This window comes from Sphingomonas sp. BGYR3, assembly GCF_025153455.1.
Taxonomy (GTDB): domain Bacteria; phylum Pseudomonadota; class Alphaproteobacteria; order Sphingomonadales; family Sphingomonadaceae; genus Sphingomonas.
This window is the reverse complement of sequence record NZ_JANZNT010000001.1, coordinates 1648786-1672041: the sequence shown is the minus strand read 5'-3', so window position 1 is coordinate 1672041 and position 23256 is coordinate 1648786. Positions and strand designations below refer to the sequence as shown.

Below are 23256 nucleotides of genomic sequence, written 5' to 3'. Positions count from 1 at the left end.
AGCTGACCTATATGCTCAAAAGTGCGTGACTCCGCGCTTTTCGGACGCTATGCGCAGCCCCGTAACAAGGGCGATGATCCATGGCTGATGACAAGATGCTGAAATTCGTGGTGCGGGATCAATCCTATCCCGCCAAGCGCGCGCCGGAACTGCGTGCCAAGGATTTCCGGGAAATCGCCGATCGCTATGCGTTGCCCAGCGCGGAGGATCAGGCCGGGCGCTGTTCGCAGTGCGGCGTGCCCTATTGCTCGGTTCACTGCCCGCTGCAGAACCATATTCCCGACTGGTTGCGCCTGACGGCGGAGGGGCGGCTGCGCGAGGCGTATGAGCTGTCGAACAGCACGTCGACCATGCCCGAAATCTGCGGCCGCATCTGTCCGCAAGACCGGCTGTGCGAGGGCAATTGCGTCATCGAGTTTTCGGGCCATGGCGCGGTCACCATCGGCTCTGTCGAAAAATTCATCACCGACACCGCCTGGGAACAGGGATGGGTCGAACCGCTGGTCGCGGGGCCGGCGCGGGGCCAGTCGGTCGGCATCATCGGGGCCGGCCCGGCGGGGCTGAGCGCGGCGGATTATCTGCGCGCGCTGGGCTATGACGTTCATGTCTATGACCGGCACGACCGGGCCGGCGGCCTGCTGACCTATGGCATCCCCGGCTTCAAGCTGGAGAAGGAAGTCGTCATGCGCCGGGTCGAGCGGCTGGCGGCGGGCGGCGTTCAATTCCACCTCAACTTTTCGGTGGGTGAGGATGCGACGCTGGATGACCTGCGCTCGCGCCATGACGCGCTGCTGATCGCGACGGGCGTGTACAAGCCGCGCGAGATCAAGGCGCCGGGCATCGGCAGCGACGGGGTGGTCGAGGCGCTGGATTTCCTGACCGCGTCCAACCGCAAGAGCTTTGGCGATGCCGTGCCCGCGTTCGATGATGGCAGCCTGAATGCCGCGGGCAAGAATGTGGTGGTGATCGGCGGCGGCGACACCGCCATGGACTGTGTCCGCACCTCGATCCGTCAGGGCGCGAAATCGGTGAAGTGCCTGTACCGCCGCGACCGTGCCAATATGCCCGGCTCGCAGCGCGAAGTCGCCAATGCCGAGGAAGAGGGCGTCGAATTCGTCTGGCTTTCCGCGCCAGAGGCGTTCGACGCGAATGGCGATGGTCATGTGACGGCCGTCCGCGCCACGCGGATGCGGCTGGGCGCGCCCGATGCCAGCGGCCGCCGCGCGCCGGAGGCTGAACCGGGCGGAGAGTTCCGCCTGGACGCCGATCTGGTGGTCAAGGCGCTGGGCTATGACGCAGAGGATCTGCCCAAGCTGTTCGGGGCCGAGGAACTGGGCGTCACCCGCTGGGGCACGGTCCGCGTGGATCATCAGACCATGATGACCAACCTCTATGGCGTGTTCGCCGCCGGCGACATCGTGCGCGGGGCCAGCCTGGTCGTGTGGGCGATCCGCGATGCGCGCGATGTCAGCCAGAAGATCCACGCCTGGCTGAAGCAAAAGGCCCGCGCCGAGCAGGTGGCGGCGTGATGACGGTCAATCGGCGTTCCCGTCGAATGGACGGCGTTATGGCCATGATATCAAGCCTGCTCTTCTGTTTGTCGATACCGGTACTTTCGGCGGCGAAAGCTGAACCCAGACCCCAGGATTCGCCTCATGCGGTAGTCGAGGATCCGGCTTATGCGCTCGCTCGTTTCCTGAACAGCGAGGAGCGGGCTCACCAGCTTTGGGAGCACTTGCTCAAGGTCATGCCAACTGTGCTGCGCCAAGATCCGTCGATCGCGCATTATCTGGTCGATTATCCGGAATTAGCCGACCAAGTAATGGTGGAAATCCAGCCAATCATGATCCGAGAATACCAGGCAGCGCTTCCTGGGTTGTGGTCACGCATTGCTACCGTCTATCGCGCCAATCTCAGTGCGGAGGAGGCGAGACAAATGCTTTCCCACTTTTCTTCGCCTGCAAAAGTGAAGCTGACGCGCGAACTGATACGAAGGATCGATCTAGCTCATGTGATGCAGGGCGCAACCGACACATTGGATCCTCGCCGCGCCCAGGAGGCGGTGGCCCAAGCTTATCCACTGGCGCTCGCGACACTATCGTCTGCTGAGCGAGCAGAGGTGTCGACGTTCGACGCCTCCCCGCTGGCGGATAAGAGCGCCAAGCTGATCGGCCCTATCCAAGCCGAACGGGCCGCGTGGCGACATGAACTTTTAGCGGCATTACGCCCTACCGTTGAGCAGATGGCAGATCGACTTGCCAAGCAACAGGTGACCCAATGACGACAAGAATCGACCGCGAACGCCTCCGCCTTGCCAGCGAGGGGATGTACCGGCCGGAGTTCGAAGGCGATGCCTGCGGCGTCGGCCTGATCGCCGCGACGGACGGGCGGCGGTCGCGCCGCGTGGTTCAGGCGGGCATCGATGCGCTGAAGGCGGTGTGGCACCGCGGCGCCGTGGACGCCGATGGCAAGACCGGCGACGGCGCGGGCATTCATGTCGATCTGCCCATCGCGTTCTTTGACGACGCCATCGCCGACAGCGGCCACCGCGTGCTGCCCAACCGGCTGGCGGTCGGCATGGTGTTCCTGCCGCGCACCGACCTTGGCGCCCAGGAATTGTGCCGCACCATCGTCGAGGCGGAGCTGATCGACGCTGGCTTTACCATCTATGGCTGGCGCCAGGTGCCGGTGAACGTCGCGGTGATCGGGCAGAAAGCGCAGGCCACCCGGCCGGAGATCGAACAGATCATGATCGCCGGGCCGTTGCCCGATGCGGTCAGCGAGGCCGAGTTCGAAAAGACGCTGTATCTGGTTCGCCGCCGCATCGAAAAGCGGGTGATCGCAGCCCAGGTCAGCGGCTTTTACATCTGTTCGCTGTCGTGCCGCTCGATCATCTACAAGGGGCTGTTCCTTGCCGAATCCCTGAGCGAATTCTATCCCGACCTGCTGGACGAACGGTTCGAAAGCCGTGTCGCGATCTTTCACCAGCGCTATTCGACCAACACCTTTCCCCAATGGTGGCTGGCCCAGCCGTTCCGCTGTCTGGCGCATAATGGCGAGATCAACACGATCCGCGGCAACAAGAACTGGATGCTCAGCCACGAGATCAAGATGGCGTCGATCGCGTTCGGTGAACGTAGCGAGGACATCAAGCCGGTGATCCCGGCGGGTGCATCCGACACGGCGGCGCTGGATGCGGTGTTCGAGGCGCTGGCCCGGTCCGGCAAGGACGCGCCGACGGCCAAGCTGATGCTGGTGCCGGAGGCATGGCAGGGCAATGACGATGTGCCGGCCGCGCACAGCGCCATGTACCAGTATCTGGCCAGCGTGATGGAGCCGTGGGACGGCCCGGCCGCGCTGGCGATGACGGATGGCCGCTGGGCGGTCGCGGGCCTGGACCGCAATGCGCTGCGTCCGCTGCGCTACACCCGCACCAATGACGGCCTGCTGATCGTGGGTTCGGAAACCGGCATGGTCCCGGTGCCGGAGGCGACGGTGCTGGAAAAGGGGCGGCTGGGGCCGGGTCAGATGATTGCCGTCGATCTGGACGAAGGCGCGCTGTACAAGGATCAGGCGATCAAGGACCGGATTGCCGGAGAGGCGGATTACGCCGCGCTTGTCGCCAATTTCCAGTCGATCGCCGACCTGCCCGATACCGGGTCCGGCGTGCTGCGCTTCGACCGGGCCGACCTTGCCCGGCGGCAGGTGGCGGCCGGGCAGACGCTGGAGGATATGGAACTGATCCTGTCGCCCATGGTCACCACGGCCAAGGAAGCGGTCGGATCGATGGGCGACGATACGCCGCTGGCGGTCATTTCGGACAAGCCGCGCCTGATCAGCCAGTTCTTTCGCCAGAATTTCAGTCAGGTGACCAACCCGCCGATCGACAGCTTGCGCGAACGGCAGGTGATGAGCCTGAAGACCCGTTTCGGCAATCTGGCCAACATCCTGGAAACGGCCGAACGGCCCAACCCGGTGCTAGTTCTGGATTCGCCGGTGCTGACCTGTGCCGAATGGGATCGGCTGCGGGCCAATTTCGGGGCCAGCGCGGCGACGATTTCCTGTCTGTTCCCCGCCGGTTCGGGGGCAGAGGGGCTGCGTGTCGCCATCGCCCGCATCCGGGCCGAGGCGGAACAGGCGGTGCGCCAGGGCAAGGCCGAACTGTTCCTGACGGACGAGGCGGTCGATGCCGGCAACATGGCCATACCGGGCGTGCTGGCGGCGGCGGCGGTGCACACGCACCTGGTTCGGCAAGGCCTGCGATCCTATGCCAGCATCAACGTCCGCACCGCCGAGTGTCTGGACACGCATTATTACGCCGTCCTGATCGGCGTCGGCGCAACGACGGTGAACGCCTATCTGGCCGAAGCCGCCATTGCCGACCGCCATGCCCGCGGCCTGTTTGGCGATATCGCCATCGAAAAGGCGCTGGAAAATCACCGCAAGGCGATCAACGAGGGCCTGCTGAAAATCATGTCGAAGATGGGGATCGCGGTGATCTCCAGCTATCGGGGCGGCTATAATTTCGAAGCCGTCGGCCTGTCGCGGGCGCTGGTCCACGACCTGTTCCCCGGAATGCCGGCCAAGATTTCGGGCGAGGGCTATGCCTCGCTCTACGTCAACTGTTCCGAACGGCACGAAGCCGCGTTCGATGCGGCGGTCGCCACGCTGCCCATCGGCGGTTTTTACCGGCACCGCGCCGATGGCGAGGCGCACGCCTATTCGGCGCAGCTGATGCACCTGCTTCAGTCGTCGGTGTCCAGCGACAGCTATTCGACCTATCTGCAGTTCTCGCGCGGGGTCCGCGACCTGCCGCCCATCTATCTGCGCGATCTGCTGGAATTCAATTTCCCGGGGGACGGCATTGCCATCGATCAGGTCGAGGCGATCACTGAAATCCGCAAGCGGTTCGTCACGCCGGGCATGAGCCTGGGCGCCTTGTCGCCGGAGGCGCACGAGACGCTGGCCATCGCGATGAATCGCATCGGGGCCAAAGCGGTGTCGGGCGAGGGCGGCGAGGACAAGATCCGCTATTCCCCCTATGCCAATGGCGACAACGCCAATTCGGTCATCAAGCAGGTTGCGAGCGGACGGTTCGGCGTCACCGCCGAATATCTCAACGCGTGCGAGGAAATTGAGATCAAGGTCGCGCAAGGTGCCAAGCCCGGCGAGGGCGGCCAGCTGCCGGGCTTCAAGGTGACCGAGTTCATCGCCCGCCTGCGTCATTCGACGCCGGGCGTCACGCTGATCTCTCCGCCGCCGCACCACGACATCTATTCGATCGAGGATCTGGCGCAGCTCATCTATGACCTGAAACAGATCAATCCGCGCGCGCGGGTGTGCGTGAAGCTGGTGTCCAGCGCGGGCATCGGCACCGTCGCTGCGGGCGTGGCCAAGGCGCATGCCGACGTCATCCTCGTTTCCGGCCATGTCGGCGGCACCGGCGCGTCCCCGCAGACCAGCATCAAATATGCCGGCACGCCGTGGGAAATGGGCCTGTCGGAGGTGAACCAGACGCTGACGCTGAACGGCCTGCGCGGCCGGGTGAAGCTGCGCACCGATGGCGGGTTGAAGACCGGGCGCGACATCGTGATCGCCGCGATCCTGGGCGCCGAGGAATTCGGCATCGGCACGCTCAGCCTGGTCGCCATGGGCTGCATCATGGTGCGTCAGTGCCATTCCAACACCTGTCCGGTGGGCGTGTGCACGCAGGACGAGGCGCTGCGCGCCAAGTTCGTCGGCACGCCGGAAAAGGTCATCAACCTGATGACCTTCATCGCCGAGGAAGTGCGCGAGATCCTGGCCCGGCTGGGCGTCCGCTCGCTCGACGAAATCATCGGCCGCACCGAATTGCTGAAGCAGGTGTCGCGCGGGGCCGAGCATCTGGACGATCTCGACCTCAACCCCATTCTGGCCAAGGTCGATGCGACCGAGGCGGAACGCCGGTTCAGCCTGACCACGTTCCGCAACGAAGTGCCGGAAAGCCTGGACGCGCAGATGATCAAGGATGCCGCGCCGGTCTTTGCCCGCGGCGAAAAGATGCAGCTGCAATATTCGGTGCGCAACACGCACCGCGCGGTCGGCACGCGCCTGTCGAGCGAGATCACGCGCATCTTTGGCATGGACAAGCTGAATGACGGCCATGTCCATGTCCGCCTGCGCGGGTCGGCCGGCCAGTCGCTGGGCGCGTTCCTGTGCAAGGGGGTCACGCTGGACGTGTTCGGCGATGCCAATGACTATGTGGGCAAGGGGCTGTCCGGCGGCACGATCATCGTCCGTCCGCTCGTCTCATCCCCGCTGGTCAGCCAGGACAACACGATCATCGGCAACACCGTGCTGTATGGCGCGACCAGCGGCCGGTTGTTCGCCGCCGGACAGGCGGGCGAGCGGTTCGCCGTCCGCAACTCGGGCGCCGAAGTGGTGGTCGAGGGCTGTGGCGCCAATGGCTGCGAATACATGACCGGCGGCACCGCCGTCGTGCTTGGCCCGGTGGGCGCCAATTTCGGCGCGGGGATGACCGGCGGCATGGCCTTTATCCACGATGCCGATGGCAGCTTTGCCGCCCGCGCCAACCCGGACAGCATCGTGTGGCAGCGCATCGCCTCTGCCCATTGGGAGGGCCGCCTACGTGCGCTGGTCGAGGCGCATCGTGCCGCCACGGACAGCAAATGGGCGGGCGAGCTGCTCGAAGACTGGGACCGTGCTGTCGGGCAGTTCTGGCAGGTGGTGCCGAAGGAGATGCTGACCCGACTGCCCGAACCGCTGAACGACGACGCGGATCAGGAAATGGTCGCCGCCGAATAACCGCGCCTGGCCCGTCGTCCCGGATCGGCAATCCATCCGGGGCGGCGGGCCATGACGCCATTTGTCCTGTCGAACCCCGATTCCATCGGCTTGCCCGCTTCCCCCCGCCGGGCGCGCGGGTTATGTCGGCATCATGTGGCAGCTTCTTCAGTTCACCCTGTGTCCCTTTTCCCGCAAGGTGCGGTTGATGCTGGGGGAAAAGGGCGTCGGTTATGAACCCGTCCGCTACCTGCCCTGGGAACGGCAGGACGAGTTTCTCGACCTGAATCCCGCCGGTCAGACGCCGGTGATGGTGGATCAGGCGCGCGGGCTGAAACTGATCGATTCGGTCGCGATCTGCGAATATTTCGAGGAAACGGTCGACCGCGCCACACTGATCGGCGGGACCGCGGCCGACCGCGCGGAAATCCGCCGCCTGATCGCCTGGTTCGACACGCAATTCTATCGCGATGTCACCGCGCCGCTGCTGCTGGAGCGGATGGAAAAGCGGCTGGTCCACCGCCTGTCGCCCGACACCTCCGTGCTGCGTCAGACGATGAAGGCGGCGGTCGAACATCTCGATTATATCGACTTCCTGCTTGATCACACCAACTGGATCGGCGGATCGACCATGAGCTTGGCTGATCTGGCCGCTGCGGCGCAGATTTCCGTCGCCGACTATCTGGGCGGCATCGACTGGAAAACGCACGAACAGGCAAAACGCTGGTATCTGGGCATGAAAAGCAGGCCCAGCTTCCGCCCCCTACTTGCCGAGCGGATGGAGGGGATCAAGCCGCCGGCGCAATATGAAGCCCTGGATCTCTGATCGCGGCAGCGACGATGCGGGCGATGCCCGCGCATTGAACAGCCATGTCGCGCGGGCGCTGCGCATCCTGGCGGTCGCGCTCGGCTTTGGCTTTCTGGCCTGGGTGAATATCACCATGACGCGGGAAGGGACGCGCGTCGCCGCCCTGTGGCTGTCCAACGCGCTGCTGGTCGCCGCCATCCTGCGCGACCGGCCGCGCGCCGCGCCGCTCTATATCCTGGCCAGCTTTGCCGCCAACGTCGCGGCCAACACCCTGACCGGCGACACCCCCGGCCATTCGCTCACCCTGGCGCTGGTCAATGCGGTCGAGGTCACGATCCTGTTCCTGTTGATCGGCCGCATCGCGCCGGATGGCCTGCGCATGGACGCGCTGCCCGATCTCGGCCGGTTGCTGGCGGCGGTGGTGGCGGCGACGACGGCCTCGTCCAGCCTGGCCACCATCATCCTGTTGCCGGACGGGGCATCGCTCAGCTGGACGGTGTGGAGCACCTGGTTCATGGCCGATGCGCTCGGCCTGATGCTGCTGACCCCGCTGATCCTGATCGCGGCGGATGCGGTGCGCCATCCGGCAAAAGCGGCGATCCTGATGACGCCGGGCGGCATCGCCGTCCTGCTGGGCACGATCGGCGTCACCGCCATCGTCTTTACCCAGGCGACCTATCCGTTCCTGTTCCTTGTCTGTCCGATGGTGCTGTACGCCGCGTTCCGCACCGGCATGGTCGGTACGGCGGTCGCCATCGCCTTTGTCTCGCTGATCAGTTCGGCGGCGACGCTGGCGGGATGGGGGCCGATCGCCCTGCTGGTCCATGGGGGCAGCACGGAACAGCTGTTCGCCCTGCAACTGTTCCTGGCCGTCAATTTCGCCATGGGCCTCCCCGTGGCGGCGCTGCTGCGCGGGCGTGAAGCGATGGCCGACCAACTGGCCGAAAGCCGGAACTTCGCCGCCTCCATCCTGACAAACATGTCGGATGTCGTGTTCCGCACCGATGCGGAGGGGCGCTGGATATTCCTCAATCCTGCCTGGGAAGTGCTGACCGGTTATACGGTCGCTGAAAGCATGGGCTGGTACACCACCCGGCTGCTGCATCCCGATGATTATGCCGCTGCCCTTGCGCTGTATCCCCGGGTCGATGCGGGCGAGATCGAGGAGGCGCGGCTGCGCCAGCGGTTCACGGACAAGGCGGGGGCGCTGCGTCACATCGAGGTGACGATCCGGCGACTGGCCAATGACGATGGCAGCTTCGCCGGCGTCACCGGCAACATCCGCGATGTGACCGAAGCGCATCTGGCGCTGACCGCCCTGTCGGAAAGCGAAAAGCGGTTCCAGACGCTTGCCGTGCTGTCGCCTGCCGGCATTTTCCGCACCGGCCGCGATGGCCACAGCAACTATGTCAATCCGGCCTGGCTGCAGATGAGCGGCGTGACCGAGGAACAGGCGCTGTCCGGCAATGTCGTCGACGCGATGCACCCCGATGATCGCCAGCGGATCATCGACGGCTGGCTGTCCACCGTCGCCGCCGAACGCGAATTCCGGGAAGAGATGCGCTGGATCCACACCGATGGCAGCGTGCGCTGGGTCGATCTGCTTGCCGCGCCGGAACGCGATGCCAACGGCACCCTGATCGGGTTCATCGGCGTGACCGTCGACATTACCGATCGCAAGGAAATGGCCAAGGTGCTGGCCGACCGCGAGCGCCAGCTCAGCCTGCTTGCCACGCATACGACCGATGCGATTTTCCGGATCGGGCTGGACGGCATCTGCCGCTATGCCTCCCCCGCCACCAGCGACTTGCTCGGCCTGCCGTCCGAGGGGCTGGTCGGTTACAACATGTTGGACCGGTTTCATCCCGACGACGATGTGCGGGCGCGCGCCGCCTTTGCCGCGCTGGTCAGCGGAACCACCGATCGCTGCGTCGTCGCCTATCGCACGCAACTGGTGCATGGGATGCGCGACTATCTGTGGGTCGAGGCGAGCTGCCGCCTCGTGCGGTCCGAACAGACCGGCGAGCCCGAGGAGGTGGTCGCGTCGATCCGCGACATTTCCGCGCGCAAGGCGCTGGAGTTCGACCTTGAGGAAGCGCGTCAGCGCGCCGAACAGGCAGCGGCGGTCAAGGCGATGTTCCTTGCGAACATGAGCCATGAGATTCGCACCCCCATGAATGGTGTGCTGGGCTTCGCCGATCTTCTGCTCGCCTCAGATCTCGACACCGATCAGCGGCGGCAGGTGGAAATGATCGTCGATTCGGGCGGATCGATGATGCGCCTGCTCAACGACATCCTCGATTTGTCCAAGATCGAGGCCGGCCGGCTTCAGGCGCGGCCGGAACCGCTGGATCCCGCTGCGCTGACCCGGTCGGTCGCCGCGCTGTTCGAACCTGTGGCACAGGGCAAGGGCGTGGCCGTGGCTGTCTCGGTCGCGCCTGACGTGCCGGTCCGTATCCAGTCGGATCCGCTGCGGATGCGGCAGATCCTGGTCAACCTCACCGGCAATGCGGTCAAGTTCACGCAGCAGGGGCAGGTATCGCTGTCCGTTTCCGTGCTGGCGGACCCCGGCGGCGACCGGCTGGCAATCGCGGTGCGCGATACCGGCATCGGCATTCCGGCCGATCAGCATGAACGCGTGTTCGCCGCCTTTGCCCAGGCGGATGCCGGGGCGCTGCGCCAGCATGGCGGGACCGGCCTAGGCCTTGCCATTTCGGCGCAGCTGGCCGACCTGCTCGGCGGGGCAATCACGCTGGACAGCCGACCGGGCGAAGGGGCCTGTTTCACGCTGACCCTGCCGCTGGTGCTGGCACCGCCGGATGCCGCGGTCGCCCTGCCGCCGCCGCCGGACGCGCCGCTACCCCGCACGCCGCCGCCGCGGCCCGCCGCTGGTGCCACCCTGCCGCCCGATGCGCCGCGCGTGCTGATCGCGGAGGATCACGACATCAACCGCGCGCTGATGGCCGATATCGCGGTCCATGCCGGTCTGGATGCCGATTTCGCGCATGATGGGGAACAGGCGGTGGCCATGGTGGCGCGCGCGGCAATGGCGGGCGCGCCCTATGCCCTGGTGCTGATGGACGTTCAGATGCCGGTGATGGACGGGCTGGCTGCCACGCGCCGCCTGCGTCAGGCGGGATTCGATGCCGACCGCCTGCCCATCGTCGCGCTGACCGCCAATGCCTTTGCCGACGATGTCGAACGTTGCCTCGATGCCGGGATGCAGGCGCATCTGGCAAAGCCGGTGACGGCGGCGGCGATCAGCGCGGTCGTTGCCCGGATGACGCGCGGCGATGCGCCCGCAGGCCCGGTATCCGGCGCACGGGCGGGCGACGATCCGCTGGCCGCGCGCTATGCCCAACGCCGTGCCGAGGCGGTGGCTATGGCGCGCGGGGTGGCGGACGGATCGGGCGATGGCGCGCGGCTTGCCGATCTGCTGCATCAGCTGGCGGGCGTTGCGGGCAGGTTCGACGACGCGCCGCTGGGCGATGCGGCCCGGCTGGCCGAACGGCGGCTGCGCGATGCGCCCGGCGATGCGGCCGCGATCGCCGCCGACTGGCTGATCCACGCCTGACCGGCGGTCAACCGGTCAGCCGCGCCATCCCCCGGCCGATCGCCGCCAGCAACTGTTCCGGCGGCACCGGCTTGACCAGCATTTCCATCGCCCCGGCGGCCAGTGCCCGCTGCTCCAGTCCCCGATCGGCCGAACCCGTCATCAGCAGGGTGGGCAGCATCGCCAGCCGCCCGGCATAACCGGCCAGCACCTCCATCCCCGTCTGCCCCGGCATCTGCTGGTCCAGCAGCACGACGCCCGGCGGCACCCCGTCCGCCACCGCCAGCCATGCCGCCCCGCCGTCATATGCGTGCAGGGTCAGGTCGGGCATCAGCCCCAGCAACAGCGCCATCGAATCGCGCAGGATGGGGTCATCGTCGATCAGATAGACATGGCGCTGCATCCCGCGCGCTTAGCGTCTGTACAGTCCGCTTCGCAACGGCGCGCCGGGCCGTGCCGCATTGTTGATTGCGCCGCATCCGGCTATGCGCGCGCCATGGCCCAGGAAACACCAGAAACCCGTTCGGTCCGCCTGCTGCGCGTCGGCGAACAGGTGCGCCACGTCTTGTCCGAAATCCTTCAGCGCGGCGATGTGCATGACGATGTGCTGGCCAGCCATCCGGTCAGCATCACCGAAGTGCGAATGTCGCCCGACTTGAAGCACGCGACGGTCTTCGTCAAACCGCTGCTCGGGCGGGACGAGGATGCGGTGCTGAAGGCGCTGCGCACCAACACCGCCTATCTTCAGCGCGAAGTGGCGCGGCGCGTGAACCTGAAATATGCCGCGCGGCTCAAGTTCCTGGCCGATGAAAGTTTCGACGAGGGCGGACGGATCGACCGGCTGCTGCGCGATCCCCATGTCGCCCGCGACCTTGGCGAGGACGAGAGCGAAGCGGAATAGCGCGCTCCGGCTTACCAGCGGCAGAACCGTTCCACCGCCATCCGGTAGCTGTCGGCATAATGGTGGCCGACCGCGCGGGCATAGGCGGGCGCAGTCCCCTGACTGGCGGCGATGCTCTGGTCCACCGCCTCGCTCACCATGCCCCAGGTCGCAGCATCGCCCGTCGCTTCGCCCACCCGGTCGCGATAGAATTGCGCCACCTGTTCCGGGGCCAGCCGGTGATTGTGCCCCGCCTCGTTCGGCACATTGGTCAGCACGTCCATCACGCCCAGCCGGTCGATCATGCGCCAGCCGGGATAGGGCGTGCGGTCGGCATAATCGTGCACGAACAGCGCGCGGCCCGGCACGGCGGCAAAGCCGCTCAGATACGCGAAATGATCGAAGCAATAGAACCAGTAGGGCACGGCATCGCGCCCCGGTTGCGGTTCGGGGACGAACAGCATCCCCTTTTTCATCACCTCGGTAAACATGAACAGGCTGTCGCCATAGGTGTGATAGGCAAGCTGGGCGCACATGCTTTCGAAATAGGCGCCCGGCTCGCGAATCGCGGCGTGCCATTCCAGCGTAGTGACGCCCGCATCCGCCGCCGCCGCCTCGATCAGCGCGGCGACGCCGGGGTTGAAGATCGCGCCCTCCAGATCCTCTGACGACAGGATGGCGGTGCCGCACCCCGCGGCCCGCGCATCCGCGATCATCCGCTCCAGATGGCTGGCATCGCCGTTCAGCAGCGCCCAGGCGGCGGCATGATGGGCGGGATAGTCGGGCTGGCGCTGATACCACACGCCGCGCGCGGCCAGCGCGTCCGCGTTCAGGTTCAGCAGATGCTGAAGATAGGTCGATGCCGTTTTGTGAAACCCGATATGCACGATCAGCCGCATGGCCGCCTGTCTCCCCGATACCGGCCCTGTCTATCGCGGGATGGTTAATGCGGCGGTAACGACGCGCGGGCTGGATTTCCGTGCGCCGCACGGTCAACAAGGGGCGCATGGCCAAGCTCTATTTCTACTACGCCTCCATGAATGCGGGCAAATCGACCACGCTGCTGCAGGCCGATTTCAACTATCGGGAACGGGGTCAGCGGACCATGCTCTACACCTCGGCGGTGGACGACCGGGCGGGGCGCGGCGTGATCGGATCGCGGATTGGCCTGTCCGCGCCCGCGCACTGCTTTGCGCCCGCAACCGATCTGCACGCCGAAATCGCGGCGGCGCATGGTGAGGCTCGCATCGATTGCGTGCTGGTGGACGAGGCGCAGTTCCTGACCCCGGATCAGGTGGATCAGCTGGCGAGCGTGTGCGACACGCTGAACATCCCGGTGCTGGCCTATGGCCTGCGCACCGATTTTCTGGGTCAGCTGTTTCCCGGTTCGGCCCGGCTGCTGGCTATTGCAGACGCGCTGATCGAGCTGAAATCCGTGTGCGAATGCGGGCGCAAGGCGACGATGAACCTGCGCGTCGATGCGGGCGGCAATCCGGTGGTGCGCGGCGCGCAGACAGAGATTGGCGGTAATGACCGCTATGTGGCGCTATGCCGCCGCCATTTCATGGCTGCGCTGGCGGGTTAGGGGGTCCGGCGCGCGTCGATCGCGCTTTTCAGCGCCTCGGTCCGCGCAATTAGTTCGCGCCGTTCGCTGGCCGACAGCCCTGCGCTGCGATAGCGCCGCTCTGCATTTGCAATCAGCGCAGCCTGTTGCCGGAGCGATCGCTCCTCCTCCCGCGTGATCTGGCCGCTGCGCCGTGCCGTGCGCAGATCGCGGCGCAGATCATGGAGCATCGGCGTGACGTCGGGTTCGATGGGCGCGGGCGGATCGGGCACCGCCGACCGTCCGCCGTCCCAGATCTGTGCCTGTGCCGGCGAGACCCCGGCCAGCAACAGTCCGATCACCACCCCGCAGTTGCGCATGGCACCACTCCCCATCGCTTTCGCTGCCCGATATGATCGTTTCGCGCCTGAACCGGAGATTGACGGCCCGACGATGGATTGACGCGAGGCCGGGCAGGGGCCACCTGCCGGACATGTTGGACACCGTCTATACGATTGCCACCTGGCTGGTCCCGCTGGTCATCGCCATCGTGTTTCACGAAGTGGCGCATGGCCTGGTGGCGCGGATGCTGGGCGATCCCACCGCGGCGCGGCTGGGGCGGCTGTCGCTCAATCCCATCCGCCATGTCGATCCGTTCGGCACGGTGATCCTGCCGATGGCGCTGGCCATTGCCAGCCTGCCGATGTTTGGCTGGGCAAAGCCGGTGCCGGTGCGGCGGGACCGGCTGCGCAACCCGCGCTGGCACATGATGCTGGTCGCGCTGGCCGGGCCGGGGATGAACATTGCGCTGGCGCTCACCGCGACGGGCCTGCTCGGCGGGCTGATCGCGATCAATGGCGGCTCGCTGGATGCGGGCGTGGCCGAATTCATTGCGCAGAACCTGTTCAACTTCGTCGTGATCAACGTGTTCCTGGCGATCTTCAACCTGCTGCCCATTCCGCCCTTTGACGGGGGGCATGTGGTGGAAGGGTTGCTGCCGCGCGCCGCGGTTCCCGCGTGGAACCGGATCGGGCGGCTGGCGCTGCCGGTGCTGATCATCCTGCTCGTCGTGTTGCCGATGGTCTCGCCCCAGGCGAATGTCGTGCTGCGCTATGTCGGGCCGGTGGCGGACGTCGTGATCGGCTGGCTGTTTTCGCTGATCCAATGAGCGTCCACGGCTGGATCATTCTCGACAAGCCGCTGGGGCTTGGCTCGACCCAAGGCGTCAGCGCCGTCAAGCGCGCGCTGCGCGCGGCGGGACATGGCAAGGCAAAGGTCGGCCATGGCGGCACGCTCGACCCGCTGGCCACCGGCGTCCTGCCGATCGCGATCGGCGAGGCGACGAAGCTCGCGGGCCGGATGCTCGACAGCGACAAGGTGTATGCATTCACCATCCGTTTCGGCGAGCAGACCGATACGCTGGATGCCGAAGGGGCGGTGATCGCCGCCAGCGACAAACGCCCTACCCGGGCAGAGGTGGACGCGGTGCTGCCACGCTTTACCGGCCCCATCGATCAGGTGCCGCCCGCCTATTCCGCGCTGAAGGTGGACGGGGAACGCGCCTATGACCGTGCGCGGGCGGGGGAGGAGGTGGTGCTCGCCAGCCGCCGGGTCACGATCCACGCGCTCACCCCGATGCTCGGCGCGGGCGATGGGCCGCTGGACGAGGCGACGCTGACCGCCCATGTGTCCAAGGGCACCTATATCCGCAGCCTTGCCCGCGACATTGCCCTGATGCTGGGAACCGTCGGACATGTGACGATGCTCAGGCGGACAAAGGCCGGTCGGTTCGGCCTGGATCCGGCAATATCGCTGGACAATCTGGCCGATGCTGCTAAGGGCGGCACGCTTGAACACCATATCCTGCCGTTGAGGGCGGGGCTGGACGACATCCCGGCTTTCTCCCTCACCCCCGATCAGGCAGGGCTGCTCCGTCAGGGGCGGGTTCTGGTCGGGACTGCCGCAGCCGATGGCCTGTGCTTTGCGATGCTGGACGATGTGCCGGTTGCGCTGGCAGAGGCGATTGCCGGGGAACTCCGGGTGGTTCGCGGCTTCAACCTGTAGAGTGATGTCGAGGGAAACGCATTCATGTCGATTACCGCAGAGCGCAAGGAAGCGCTGATCAAGGACCATGCCCGCGCCGATGGCGACACCGGCAGCCCGGAAGTCCAGGTCGCGATCCTGTCCGAGCGCATCGCCAACCTGACCGAGCATTTCAAGGGCCATGCGAAGGACAACCATTCGCGCCGCGGCCTGCTGATGATGGTCAACAAGCGCCGTGCGCTGCTCGACTATCTGAAGAAGAAGGACGCGGACCGCTACACCGCGCTCATCGCGAAGCTGGGTCTTCGCAAGTAATCGTGAAGGGCGCCTTCGGGCGCCCTTCTCATTTATCCCGGCATTTCGCCGGCGATTGAGAAAGGGCTGCAATCCGGCATCCCTTTCACCGGGCCAGGAACGGCCCTCAGAACGGGTCCGATGGACGGACCCACCCAAGAGGCCCCCGACTGCATCGGGCAGCGGGGTGAAGGAAATCAAATGTTCGACAAGAAAACCGTATCGATCGAGTGGGGCGGCAAGACGCTGACCCTCGAAACGGGCAAGGTTGCCCGTCAGGCCGACGGCGCCATCATGGCGACCCTCGGCGAAACCGTCGTTCTGTGCGCCGTCACGGCTGCCAAGAGCGTCAAGGACGGGCAGGATTTCTTCCCGCTGACCGTCCATTATCAGGAAAAATATTCCGCCGCCGGTCGCATTCCGGGCGGCTTTTTCAAGCGTGAGCGCGGCGCGACGGAAAAGGAAACGCTGGTCTCCCGACTGATCGACCGCCCGATCCGCCCGCTGTTCCCCGAAGGCTTCTACAACGAGATCAACGCCATCGCTCAGGTACTGAGCTATGACGGCGAGAACGAGCCGGACATTCTGGCAATGGTCGCCGCGTCGGCCGCGCTGACGATTTCCGGCGTGCCGTTCATGGGCCCGATCGGCGCTGCCCGCGTCGGCTATCTCAACGGCGAATACATCCTGAATCCGACCGACGAACAGGTTGCCGAGGGCGAGCTGGATCTGGTCGTCGCTGCCACCTACGACGCGGTGATGATGGTCGAATCCGAAGCCAAGGAGCTGTCGGAAGAGGTCATGCTGGGCGCCGTGCTGTTCGCGCACGATGCCTGCCGCGAGGTGATCAAGGCGATCATCAAGCTGGCTGAACAGGCCGCCAAGGAGCCGTGGGAAATGGCGTCGTCGGATGACAACGCCGCGATCAAGGCCAAGCTGAAGGGGCTGATCGGCGACGATATCGCTGCCGCCTACAAGCTCACCGACAAGTCGGCGCGTTCCAACGCCCTGAACGAGGCACGGGCCAAGGCCAAGGCGCAGTTCGTCGAGGACGGCCTGGATCCGCAGGCGGTGATGGCCGGCATCAAGCTGACCAAGAAGCTGGAAGCGGAAATCGTCCGCGGCGCGATCCTGAACACCGGTCAGCGCATCGACGGTCGTACCACGACCCAGATCCGCCCGATCGTCGCCGAAACGCATTTCCTGCCCCGTGCGCACGGCTCTGCGCTGTTCACGCGCGGCGAGACGCAGACGATCGCCACCTGCACCCTTGGCACCAAGGATGCGGAACAGATGATCGACGGCCTGAACGGCCTCAGCTACCAGCATTTCATGCTGCACTATAACTTCCCGCCCTATTCGGTCGGTGAAGTGGGCCGCTTCGGTGCGCCGGGCCGCCGCGAAGTCGGCCATGGCAAGCTCGCCTGGCGCGCGCTGCACCCCGTGCTGCCGACCAAGGAAGAGTTCCCCTATACCATCCGCCTGACCAGCGACATTACGGAGAGCAACGGCTCGTCCTCGATGGCGTCGGTGTGCGGCGGATCGCTGGCGATGATGGATGCCGGCGTGCCGATCAAGCGGCCGGTGTCGGGCATCGCCATGGGCCTGATCCTGGAAGGCGACAAGTTCGCCATCCTGTCCGACATCCTGGGTGACGAAGATCACCTGGGCGACATGGACTTCAAGGTCGCCGGCACGTCCGAAGGCATCACCACGATGCAGATGGACATCAAGATCGCCGGTATCACCCGCGAAATCTTTGAAGCTGCGCTGGCTCAGGCCAAGGACGGCCGCGCGCACATCCTGGGCGAGATGAACAAGGCGCTGGGCGAAGTGCGCAGCGAATTGTCGGCGCACGCGCCGCGGATCGAAACGATCACGATCGACAAGTCCAAGATCCGCGACGTGATCGGCACGGGCGGCAAGGTGATCCGCGAAATCGTGGCCACCACCGGCGCCAAGGTCGACATCGACGACGAAGGCGTGATCAAGGTGTCCTCGTCCGACCACAGCCAGATCGAAGCCGCGATCAACTGGATCAAGGGCATCGTCGAGGAACCGGAAGTCGGCAAGGTCTATAACGGCAAGGTCGTCAACCTCGTTGATTTCGGCGCGTTCGTGAACTTCATGGGCGGCAAGGACGGCCTGGTTCACGTGTCCGAGATCAAGAACGAGCGCGTCGAAAAGGTCGCCGACGTCCTGTCCGAAGGGCAGGAAGTGAAGGTGAAGGTGCTCGAGATCGACCAGCGCGGCAAGGTTCGCCTGTCGATGCGCGTCGTCGATCAGGAAACCGGTGCCGAGCTGGAGGATACCCGTCCCGCCCGCGAACCACGCGAACGTGGCGAGCGGTCGGACCGCGGCCCGCGTCGCGAAGGTGGCGGTGGCGACCGTGGCGGTCGCGGCGAGCGTGATCGCGGCCCGCGCCGTGACCGCGGTGATCGCGGTCCGCGCCCGGAACGCGCCGAAAAGGAAGATGGCGGCGATATCGGTCTGCCGTCGTTCATCACCGAGGAATAAGGGCACCCCTTATCGTTCGGGAAAAGATGTGGGGGGTCTGGCGACAGGCCCCCCATTTTCCTATGTTGGCCCCCGGCTCCTGACGGACCTTGTTGAAAAACGCGTTTGGCGTAAACGACTTAACGATGAGAAGGGGCCGAATGCACAGCGCAGGGGATGGAAAGCGACAACGGTTTCTGGAACGGCTGCCGCTGTTCGCGGAGCGGCCATGGACTGCGCTTGGCCTGGCGCTACTGATCAGCGGCGGGGCGATTGCACTGCGGTTCGCCACTGACAAGCTGCTGCCGCCCGGCTTTCCCTATGTCACCTTCTTTCCCGCCGTCATCCTGATCTCGTTCCTGCTCGGCGTGCGGATGGGCGCGCTGGCGGCGCTGATCTGCGGTGTCGTTGCCTGGTATTTTTTCATCCCCGAATTCAACAGCTTCACCCTGCACGGGTCGGGCGTTGTCGCGCTGGGGTTCTATCTGTTCGTCGTCGTCACCGACATTTTCCTCGTCCACTGGCTGCAACAGGCAAACAAGGGGCTGGCGGTCGAGCGCGAACTGAACCGATCGCTTGCCGAAACCCGCGCGCTGCTGTTCAACGAATTGCAGCATCGCGTGTCGAACAATCTTCAGGTCGCGGCCGGCCTGTTGTCGCTGCAACGGCGCGGCATTCAGGATGAACAGGCAAAGGGCGCGCTGGACGAGGCGTCGCGCCGCCTTGCCCTGATCGGCCGGATCAGCCGCCAGCTTTATCATGCCGATGGCGCGGCCCGCTCGCTGCACGAATTTCTGAAGCCGCTCTGCGCCGACATTGTCGAGGCCAGCGGCCAGACCGGCATCCAGTGCCGGATCGAGGCGGAACAGGATGCTGCCGTTTCCCCGGATCAGGCCGTGCCCCTGGCGCTGATCGTGGCAGAGGCGATGGCCAATGCCATCGAACATGGCTTTGCCGGCCGCGAAACCGGCACTATCCGCGTGTCGCTGACCCGCGACGCCGATGGCCAGATGCAGGTCGATGTGACCGACGACGGCCATGGCCTGCCCGATGGGTTCGATCTGACCAAGAGCGACAGCCTGGGCCTGCGCATCGCGGCGATGCTGGCCAAGCAGCTGAATGGCACGTTCGAATTGTTCGCGGCCAGCGGCACGACGGCCCGACTCGTCCTGCCCGCCTGACCGGCAGATACGGCCGTGTGAAGCCAGGCCCGTTCAGCGTTCCGGTCTGAGCGGGCGGGCAAGCAGCGCGCCGATCACCCCGGCCACATCTGATCCGTTCAGCAAGGCGCACACCGCATCGACCACCGGCATTTCCACGCCCGCGGCCCGTGCCGCCTTGGCCAGCACCGGCGCGGTCGATGCGCCCTCTGCCACTGTCCGCCGGTCGGTCAGCAGGTCGGTGGCGCGCTGCCCCCGGCCTAGCCCAAGACCGAGCGAGAAATTGCGGCTGCTGGTCGACGAACAGGTCAGCACCAGGTCGCCCAGCCCCGACAGGCCGGCCAGCGTTTCCGCCCGCGCGCCCAGCGCCAGGCCGAACCGCGTCATTTCGGCAAAACCGCGCGCGATTAGCGCCGCCCGCGCATTCTGGCCCAGCCCCGCGCCCTCCACCACGCCGCACGCGATGGCGAGGACATTCTTGACCGCGCCCCCCACCTCGGCCCCGGTCACGTCGTCGGTGACATAGGGGCGGAACGTCGGCAGCGCGATTACCCCGGCCAGTTCGCCCGCCAGCGCCGCGTCCGCCGCTGCCAGCGTCACCGCCGTCGGCTGGCCCCGCGCCACTTCATGGGCAAAGGTCGGGCCGGACAGGACGGCAATTGGCGCACCCGGCACTGCCTCTGCCGCCACCTGATGCATCAGCTTCAGCGACCCCGCCTCGATCCCCTTGGAACACAGGATCAGCGGTGCGGCGATCGCGGGTAGCCCGGTCAGCACGCTGCGCATATGCTGGGCCGGCGTCACCACCAGCACCGCCCGGCTTTCGGCCAGCGCGGAGAGATCGCTAGTCATCGCGATGGCCGGGGACAGGGGCACGCCGGGCAGGTACAGGCGGTTTTCCCGCGTCGTCTGCACGGCCTCCACAACCGCGGCATTGCGCGACCATAGCTGGACCGTGTGTCCCGCCATGGCCAGCACCTGCGCCAGCGCGGTACCCCATGCGCCCGCCCCGATGACGCCGACGGGCGCGCTCATGCCTTTACGCCTGCGCCGCGCACGGGCGCTGCATCGGGGTCGAGCGGCCAGCGCGGCCGGGCGGGCAGGTCCAGCGGATCGGTCAGCCCGGCGGCGAATCGCTCTGCCCCGGCCCAGGCGATCATCGCCGCATTGTCGGTGCACAGCCACAGCGGCGGCGCGACAAAGGGCAGGCCATGCGCCGCCGCCAGCGACTCCAGCGCGCCGCGCACCGCCTTGTTCGCCGCAACGCCGCCCGCCACGACCAGCGCGGTTGCGCCGTCCGCCTTGTCCAGCGCGATCCGGGTGCGATCGACCAGGCAATCGACCGCCGCCTGCTGAAACGATGCGGCAATGTCCTCTGGCCTGTGCCGCCCCGATTCGACCGCGCGCAGCACCGCGCTTTTCAGGCCCGCGAACGAGAAATGCGGCTCGCCCGTGCCGACCAGCGGGCGGGGCAGCGGCACGGCATGGGGATCGCCGCTCAACGCCATGCGCTCCACCGCCGGGCCGCCCGGATAGCCAAGGCCGAGCAGCTTAGCCGATTTGTCGAATGCCTCGCCCGCCGCATCGTCGATCGTCGTGGCCAGCCGCCGATATTGCCCGACGCCCTCAACCAGCAACAGCTGGCAATGCCCGCCCGAAACAAGCAGCAACAGATAGGGAAAGGAAAGGTCCGCATCGGCAAGGCGCGGGCTGAGCGCATGGCCCTCCAGGTGATTCACCCCGATCAGCGGCTTGCCCGCCGCCAGCGCCAGCGCCTTGCCGGTGACCAGGCCGACCATCACCCCGCCGATCAGGCCGGGCCCGGCGGTCGCGGCAATCGCTTCCACATCGTTCAGCGTGACGTTCGCCTCGGCCAGCGCCTGTTCGATCAGCGGGCCCAGCATCTCGACATGGGCGCGCGCCGCGATTTCGGGAACAACCCCGCCATAGGGCGCGTGCGCCGCCTCCTGTCCCGCCAGCGCATGGGCCAGGATGCGGCGATCGCCGGTGACCAGCGCGGCGGCGGTTTCGTCGCAGCTCGATTCAAGACCCAGGATCAGCATGGCTTTCCCTTAGTCCCGCCACCCGCTAGCACAAGCCATGGCTCTTTCCGCTCCCTTCCGTCTCGGCACCCGCGGCTCTCCGCTGGCGCTTACGCAAGCCAACATGACCCGCGCCGCGCTGATCGCCGCGCATGGCTGGGATGACGCAGATGTGGAGATCGTCGTCATCAAGACAACCGGCGACCGCGTTCAGGATCGGGCGCTCGCCGAAATCGGCGGCAAGGCGCTGTGGACCAAGGAACTGGACCGCGCCCTGTTGCAGGGGGAAGTGGACGCCTGTGTCCATTCGATGAAAGACGTGGAAACCATCCGCCCCACGCCGATCGCGCTTGCCGCCATGCTGCCGCGTGCCGATGTGCGTGACCGGCTGATCGGTGCGGACAGCATCGATGCGCTGAAACAGGGTGCGGTGGTCGGCACCAGCTCGCCGCGCCGCGCGGCCCAGTTGCTCAATCTGCGCCCCGACCTGTCGATCACGCTGCTGCGCGGCAATGTCGACACGCGGCTGGCGGCGGTGTCGGGCGGCACGGTCGATGCGACCCTGCTTGCCGCGGCTGGTCTGGAGCGGCTGGGCAAGGCGGACGGCACCGCCGTGCCGCTGGACGTGATGCTGCCCGCCCCGTCGCAGGGCGCGGTGGGGATCGAGGTGCGGGCAGAGGATGAACGCTCGCGCGCGATCATCGATGCGATCAACCATGCCGATACGTGCACCTGTGTCGGGGCAGAGCGCGCGATGCTGGCGGCACTGGGCGCGGATTGCCATTCGCCGGTCGCTGCGCTCGCCCGGATCGAGGGGGATCATGTCGTGCTGCGCGCGCAGCTGTTCAGCATGGACGGATCCGACACGGTGCAGGGCGAGGCCGCGTCCGCTATCGGCGATATCGCGATGCCGGAGGCGCTGGCCGCCGACCTGCTCGCCCGTGCGCCCGAACCCGTCGCCCGGCTGTTCGCGGGGCAATGACCCGGCCGATCGCCGTGCTGCGCCCGGAACCGGGCAATGCGGCGACGGTGGCGCGGATCGGGGCAGCGGGGCGATCTGCCCTTGCGCTGCCGCTGTTCGAAATCCGCCCGCTGGGCTGGACCCCGCCCGATCCGGCCGGGTTTGACGCGCTTGTCCTGACCAGTGCCAATGCCGTGCGCTATGCCGGGCCGGGGCTGGCGCGGCTGGCCGCATTGCCCGTGCTGGCGGTGGGGGAGGCGACCGCCCGTGCGGCGCGCGATGCCGGGCTGACCGTGCGGGCGGTGGGCGATGGCGATGCCGCCGCGCTGGCCGAACTGGCCATGACGCAGGGCATCAGCCGCGCCCTGCACCTGGCCGGGGCCGATCATCGCGACCTGCCATCAACGGTCGTTGCCCGGACCCTTGCCGTCTATGCCAGTGTGCCGCGCGATGCCGATCTGTCGGCGCTGACCGGTGCCATCGCCCTGGTTCATTCGCCCGCTGCTGCCGAACGGCTGGCGATGTTGGTCGATGCACAGGGGCTGGACCGGGCCGGCATCGCGGTTGCCGCGATCAGCGCGGCTGCCGCCGCTGCCTGTGGTGGCGGTTGGGCTGCGCTGGCCGTGGCTGCCCGCCCGCGCGAGGATGCGCTGCTTGCCGCCGCGCTGGTGCTGGACGATTGACCCGCCGGGG

The 23256-nt window shown here is 66.5% G+C and carries 19 protein-coding genes; 14 read left to right on the top strand and 5 right to left on the bottom strand.

Going from position 1 to position 23256, the window contains the following annotated elements; translation table 11 throughout:
• Positions 1–80 precede the first annotated feature (80 nt).
• The 5 genes from NYR55_RS07880 to NYR55_RS07860 all read left to right on the top strand — a co-directional run bounded on the left by NYR55_RS07880 (position 81) and on the right by NYR55_RS07860 (position 11165).
• Complete coding sequence (locus tag NYR55_RS07880; protein WP_260020658.1) at positions 81–1529, top strand: NAD(P)-dependent oxidoreductase; 1449 nt, start codon at positions 81–83, stop codon at positions 1527–1529.
• Positions 1529–2281, top strand: a complete 753-nt coding sequence (locus NYR55_RS07875) for a hypothetical protein (RefSeq protein ID WP_260020657.1) — start codon at positions 1529–1531, stop codon at positions 2279–2281. The genes NYR55_RS07880 and NYR55_RS07875 overlap by 1 nt, the downstream gene beginning before the upstream one ends.
• Positions 2278–6804, top strand: coding sequence for a glutamate synthase large subunit (gltB, locus tag NYR55_RS07870; protein ID WP_260020656.1), 4527 nt, complete (start codon positions 2278–2280; stop codon positions 6802–6804). The genes NYR55_RS07875 and gltB overlap by 4 nt, the downstream gene beginning before the upstream one ends.
• A gap of 133 nt (positions 6805–6937) precedes the next feature.
• Positions 6938–7609 (top strand): glutathione S-transferase family protein, encoded by a 672-nt coding sequence (locus NYR55_RS07865; protein ID WP_260020655.1) that lies wholly within the window; start codon positions 6938–6940, stop codon positions 7607–7609.
• The gene (locus NYR55_RS07860; protein ID WP_260020654.1) at positions 7590–11165 is read left to right on the top strand and encodes a PAS domain S-box protein; all 3576 of its coding nucleotides are present in this window, start codon (positions 7590–7592) and stop codon (positions 11163–11165) included. The genes NYR55_RS07865 and NYR55_RS07860 overlap by 20 nt, the downstream gene beginning before the upstream one ends.
• A 7-nt stretch (positions 11166–11172) precedes the next feature.
• Here NYR55_RS07860 and NYR55_RS07855 read toward each other — a convergent pair whose 3' ends face one another.
• Positions 11173–11547: a response regulator gene (locus NYR55_RS07855; RefSeq protein WP_260020653.1), complete on the bottom strand. Its 375-nt coding sequence runs from the start codon at positions 11545–11547 to the stop codon at positions 11173–11175.
• Between the two features lie 93 nt (positions 11548–11640).
• On the opposite strand from NYR55_RS07855, the gene rbfA reads away from it, so the two are divergent.
• A complete protein-coding gene (gene rbfA, locus NYR55_RS07850) occupies positions 11641–12045 on the top strand; it encodes a 30S ribosome-binding factor RbfA (RefSeq protein WP_260020651.1) in 405 nt (134 codons plus the stop codon).
• An 11-nt stretch (positions 12046–12056) separates the two neighbouring features.
• On the opposite strand, the gene NYR55_RS07845 is transcribed toward rbfA, so the two are convergent.
• A complete protein-coding gene (locus NYR55_RS07845) occupies positions 12057–12923 on the bottom strand; it encodes a hypothetical protein (RefSeq protein WP_260020649.1) in 867 nt (288 codons plus the stop codon).
• A gap of 107 nt (positions 12924–13030) precedes the next feature.
• Here NYR55_RS07845 and NYR55_RS07840 point away from each other — a divergent pair, with 107 nt between their 5' ends.
• Entirely contained in the window at positions 13031–13609 is a 579-nt protein-coding gene (locus NYR55_RS07840; protein WP_260021597.1) for a thymidine kinase, read from the top strand.
• Here the strand turns inward: NYR55_RS07840 and NYR55_RS07835 are convergent.
• Complete coding sequence (locus NYR55_RS07835; RefSeq protein ID WP_260020648.1) at positions 13606–13947, bottom strand: hypothetical protein; 342 nt, start codon at positions 13945–13947, stop codon at positions 13606–13608. The genes NYR55_RS07840 and NYR55_RS07835 overlap by 4 nt on opposite strands.
• A 113-nt stretch (positions 13948–14060) precedes the next feature.
• Between NYR55_RS07835 and NYR55_RS07830 the strand changes: the two genes are divergently transcribed.
• The 5 genes from NYR55_RS07830 to NYR55_RS07810 all read left to right on the top strand — a co-directional run bounded on the left by NYR55_RS07830 (position 14061) and on the right by NYR55_RS07810 (position 19581).
• Positions 14061–14735: a site-2 protease family protein gene (locus NYR55_RS07830; protein WP_260020646.1), complete on the top strand. Its 675-nt coding sequence runs from the start codon at positions 14061–14063 to the stop codon at positions 14733–14735.
• Positions 14732–15631, top strand: coding sequence for a tRNA pseudouridine(55) synthase TruB (truB, locus tag NYR55_RS07825; protein WP_260020645.1), 900 nt, complete (start codon positions 14732–14734; stop codon positions 15629–15631). The genes NYR55_RS07830 and truB overlap by 4 nt, the downstream gene beginning before the upstream one ends.
• Positions 15632–15655: 24 nt before the next feature.
• A complete protein-coding gene (rpsO, locus tag NYR55_RS07820) occupies positions 15656–15925 on the top strand; it encodes a 30S ribosomal protein S15 (protein WP_260020644.1) in 270 nt (89 codons plus the stop codon).
• A 180-nt stretch (positions 15926–16105) separates the two neighbouring features.
• The gene (gene pnp / locus NYR55_RS07815) at positions 16106–18421 is read left to right on the top strand and encodes a polyribonucleotide nucleotidyltransferase (RefSeq protein ID WP_260020643.1); all 2316 of its coding nucleotides are present in this window, start codon (positions 16106–16108) and stop codon (positions 18419–18421) included.
• Between the two features lie 140 nt (positions 18422–18561).
• Positions 18562–19581: a histidine kinase dimerization/phosphoacceptor domain -containing protein gene (locus NYR55_RS07810; protein WP_260020642.1), complete on the top strand. Its 1020-nt coding sequence runs from the start codon at positions 18562–18564 to the stop codon at positions 19579–19581.
• A 33-nt stretch (positions 19582–19614) separates the two neighbouring features.
• Here the strand turns inward: NYR55_RS07810 and NYR55_RS07805 are convergent, their stop codons facing one another.
• Both NYR55_RS07805 and tsaD read right to left on the bottom strand, forming a co-directional pair.
• The gene (locus tag NYR55_RS07805; RefSeq protein WP_260020641.1) at positions 19615–20595 is read right to left on the bottom strand and encodes an NAD(P)H-dependent glycerol-3-phosphate dehydrogenase; all 981 of its coding nucleotides are present in this window, start codon (positions 20593–20595) and stop codon (positions 19615–19617) included.
• A complete protein-coding gene (gene tsaD / locus NYR55_RS07800; RefSeq protein ID WP_260020640.1) occupies positions 20592–21623 on the bottom strand; it encodes a tRNA (adenosine(37)-N6)-threonylcarbamoyltransferase complex transferase subunit TsaD in 1032 nt (343 codons plus the stop codon). The genes NYR55_RS07805 and tsaD overlap by 4 nt, the downstream gene beginning before the upstream one ends.
• 37 nt (positions 21624–21660) lie before the next feature.
• Here tsaD and hemC point away from each other — a divergent pair, with 37 nt between their 5' ends.
• Together hemC and NYR55_RS07790 are read left to right on the top strand one after the other, a co-directional pair.
• Positions 21661–22584, top strand: coding sequence for a hydroxymethylbilane synthase (gene hemC, locus NYR55_RS07795; RefSeq protein WP_260020638.1), 924 nt, complete (start codon positions 21661–21663; stop codon positions 22582–22584).
• Complete coding sequence (locus NYR55_RS07790) at positions 22581–23246, top strand: uroporphyrinogen-III synthase (protein WP_260020636.1); 666 nt, start codon at positions 22581–22583, stop codon at positions 23244–23246. The genes hemC and NYR55_RS07790 overlap by 4 nt, the downstream gene beginning before the upstream one ends.
• The last annotated feature ends 10 nt before the right edge of the window (positions 23247–23256 follow it).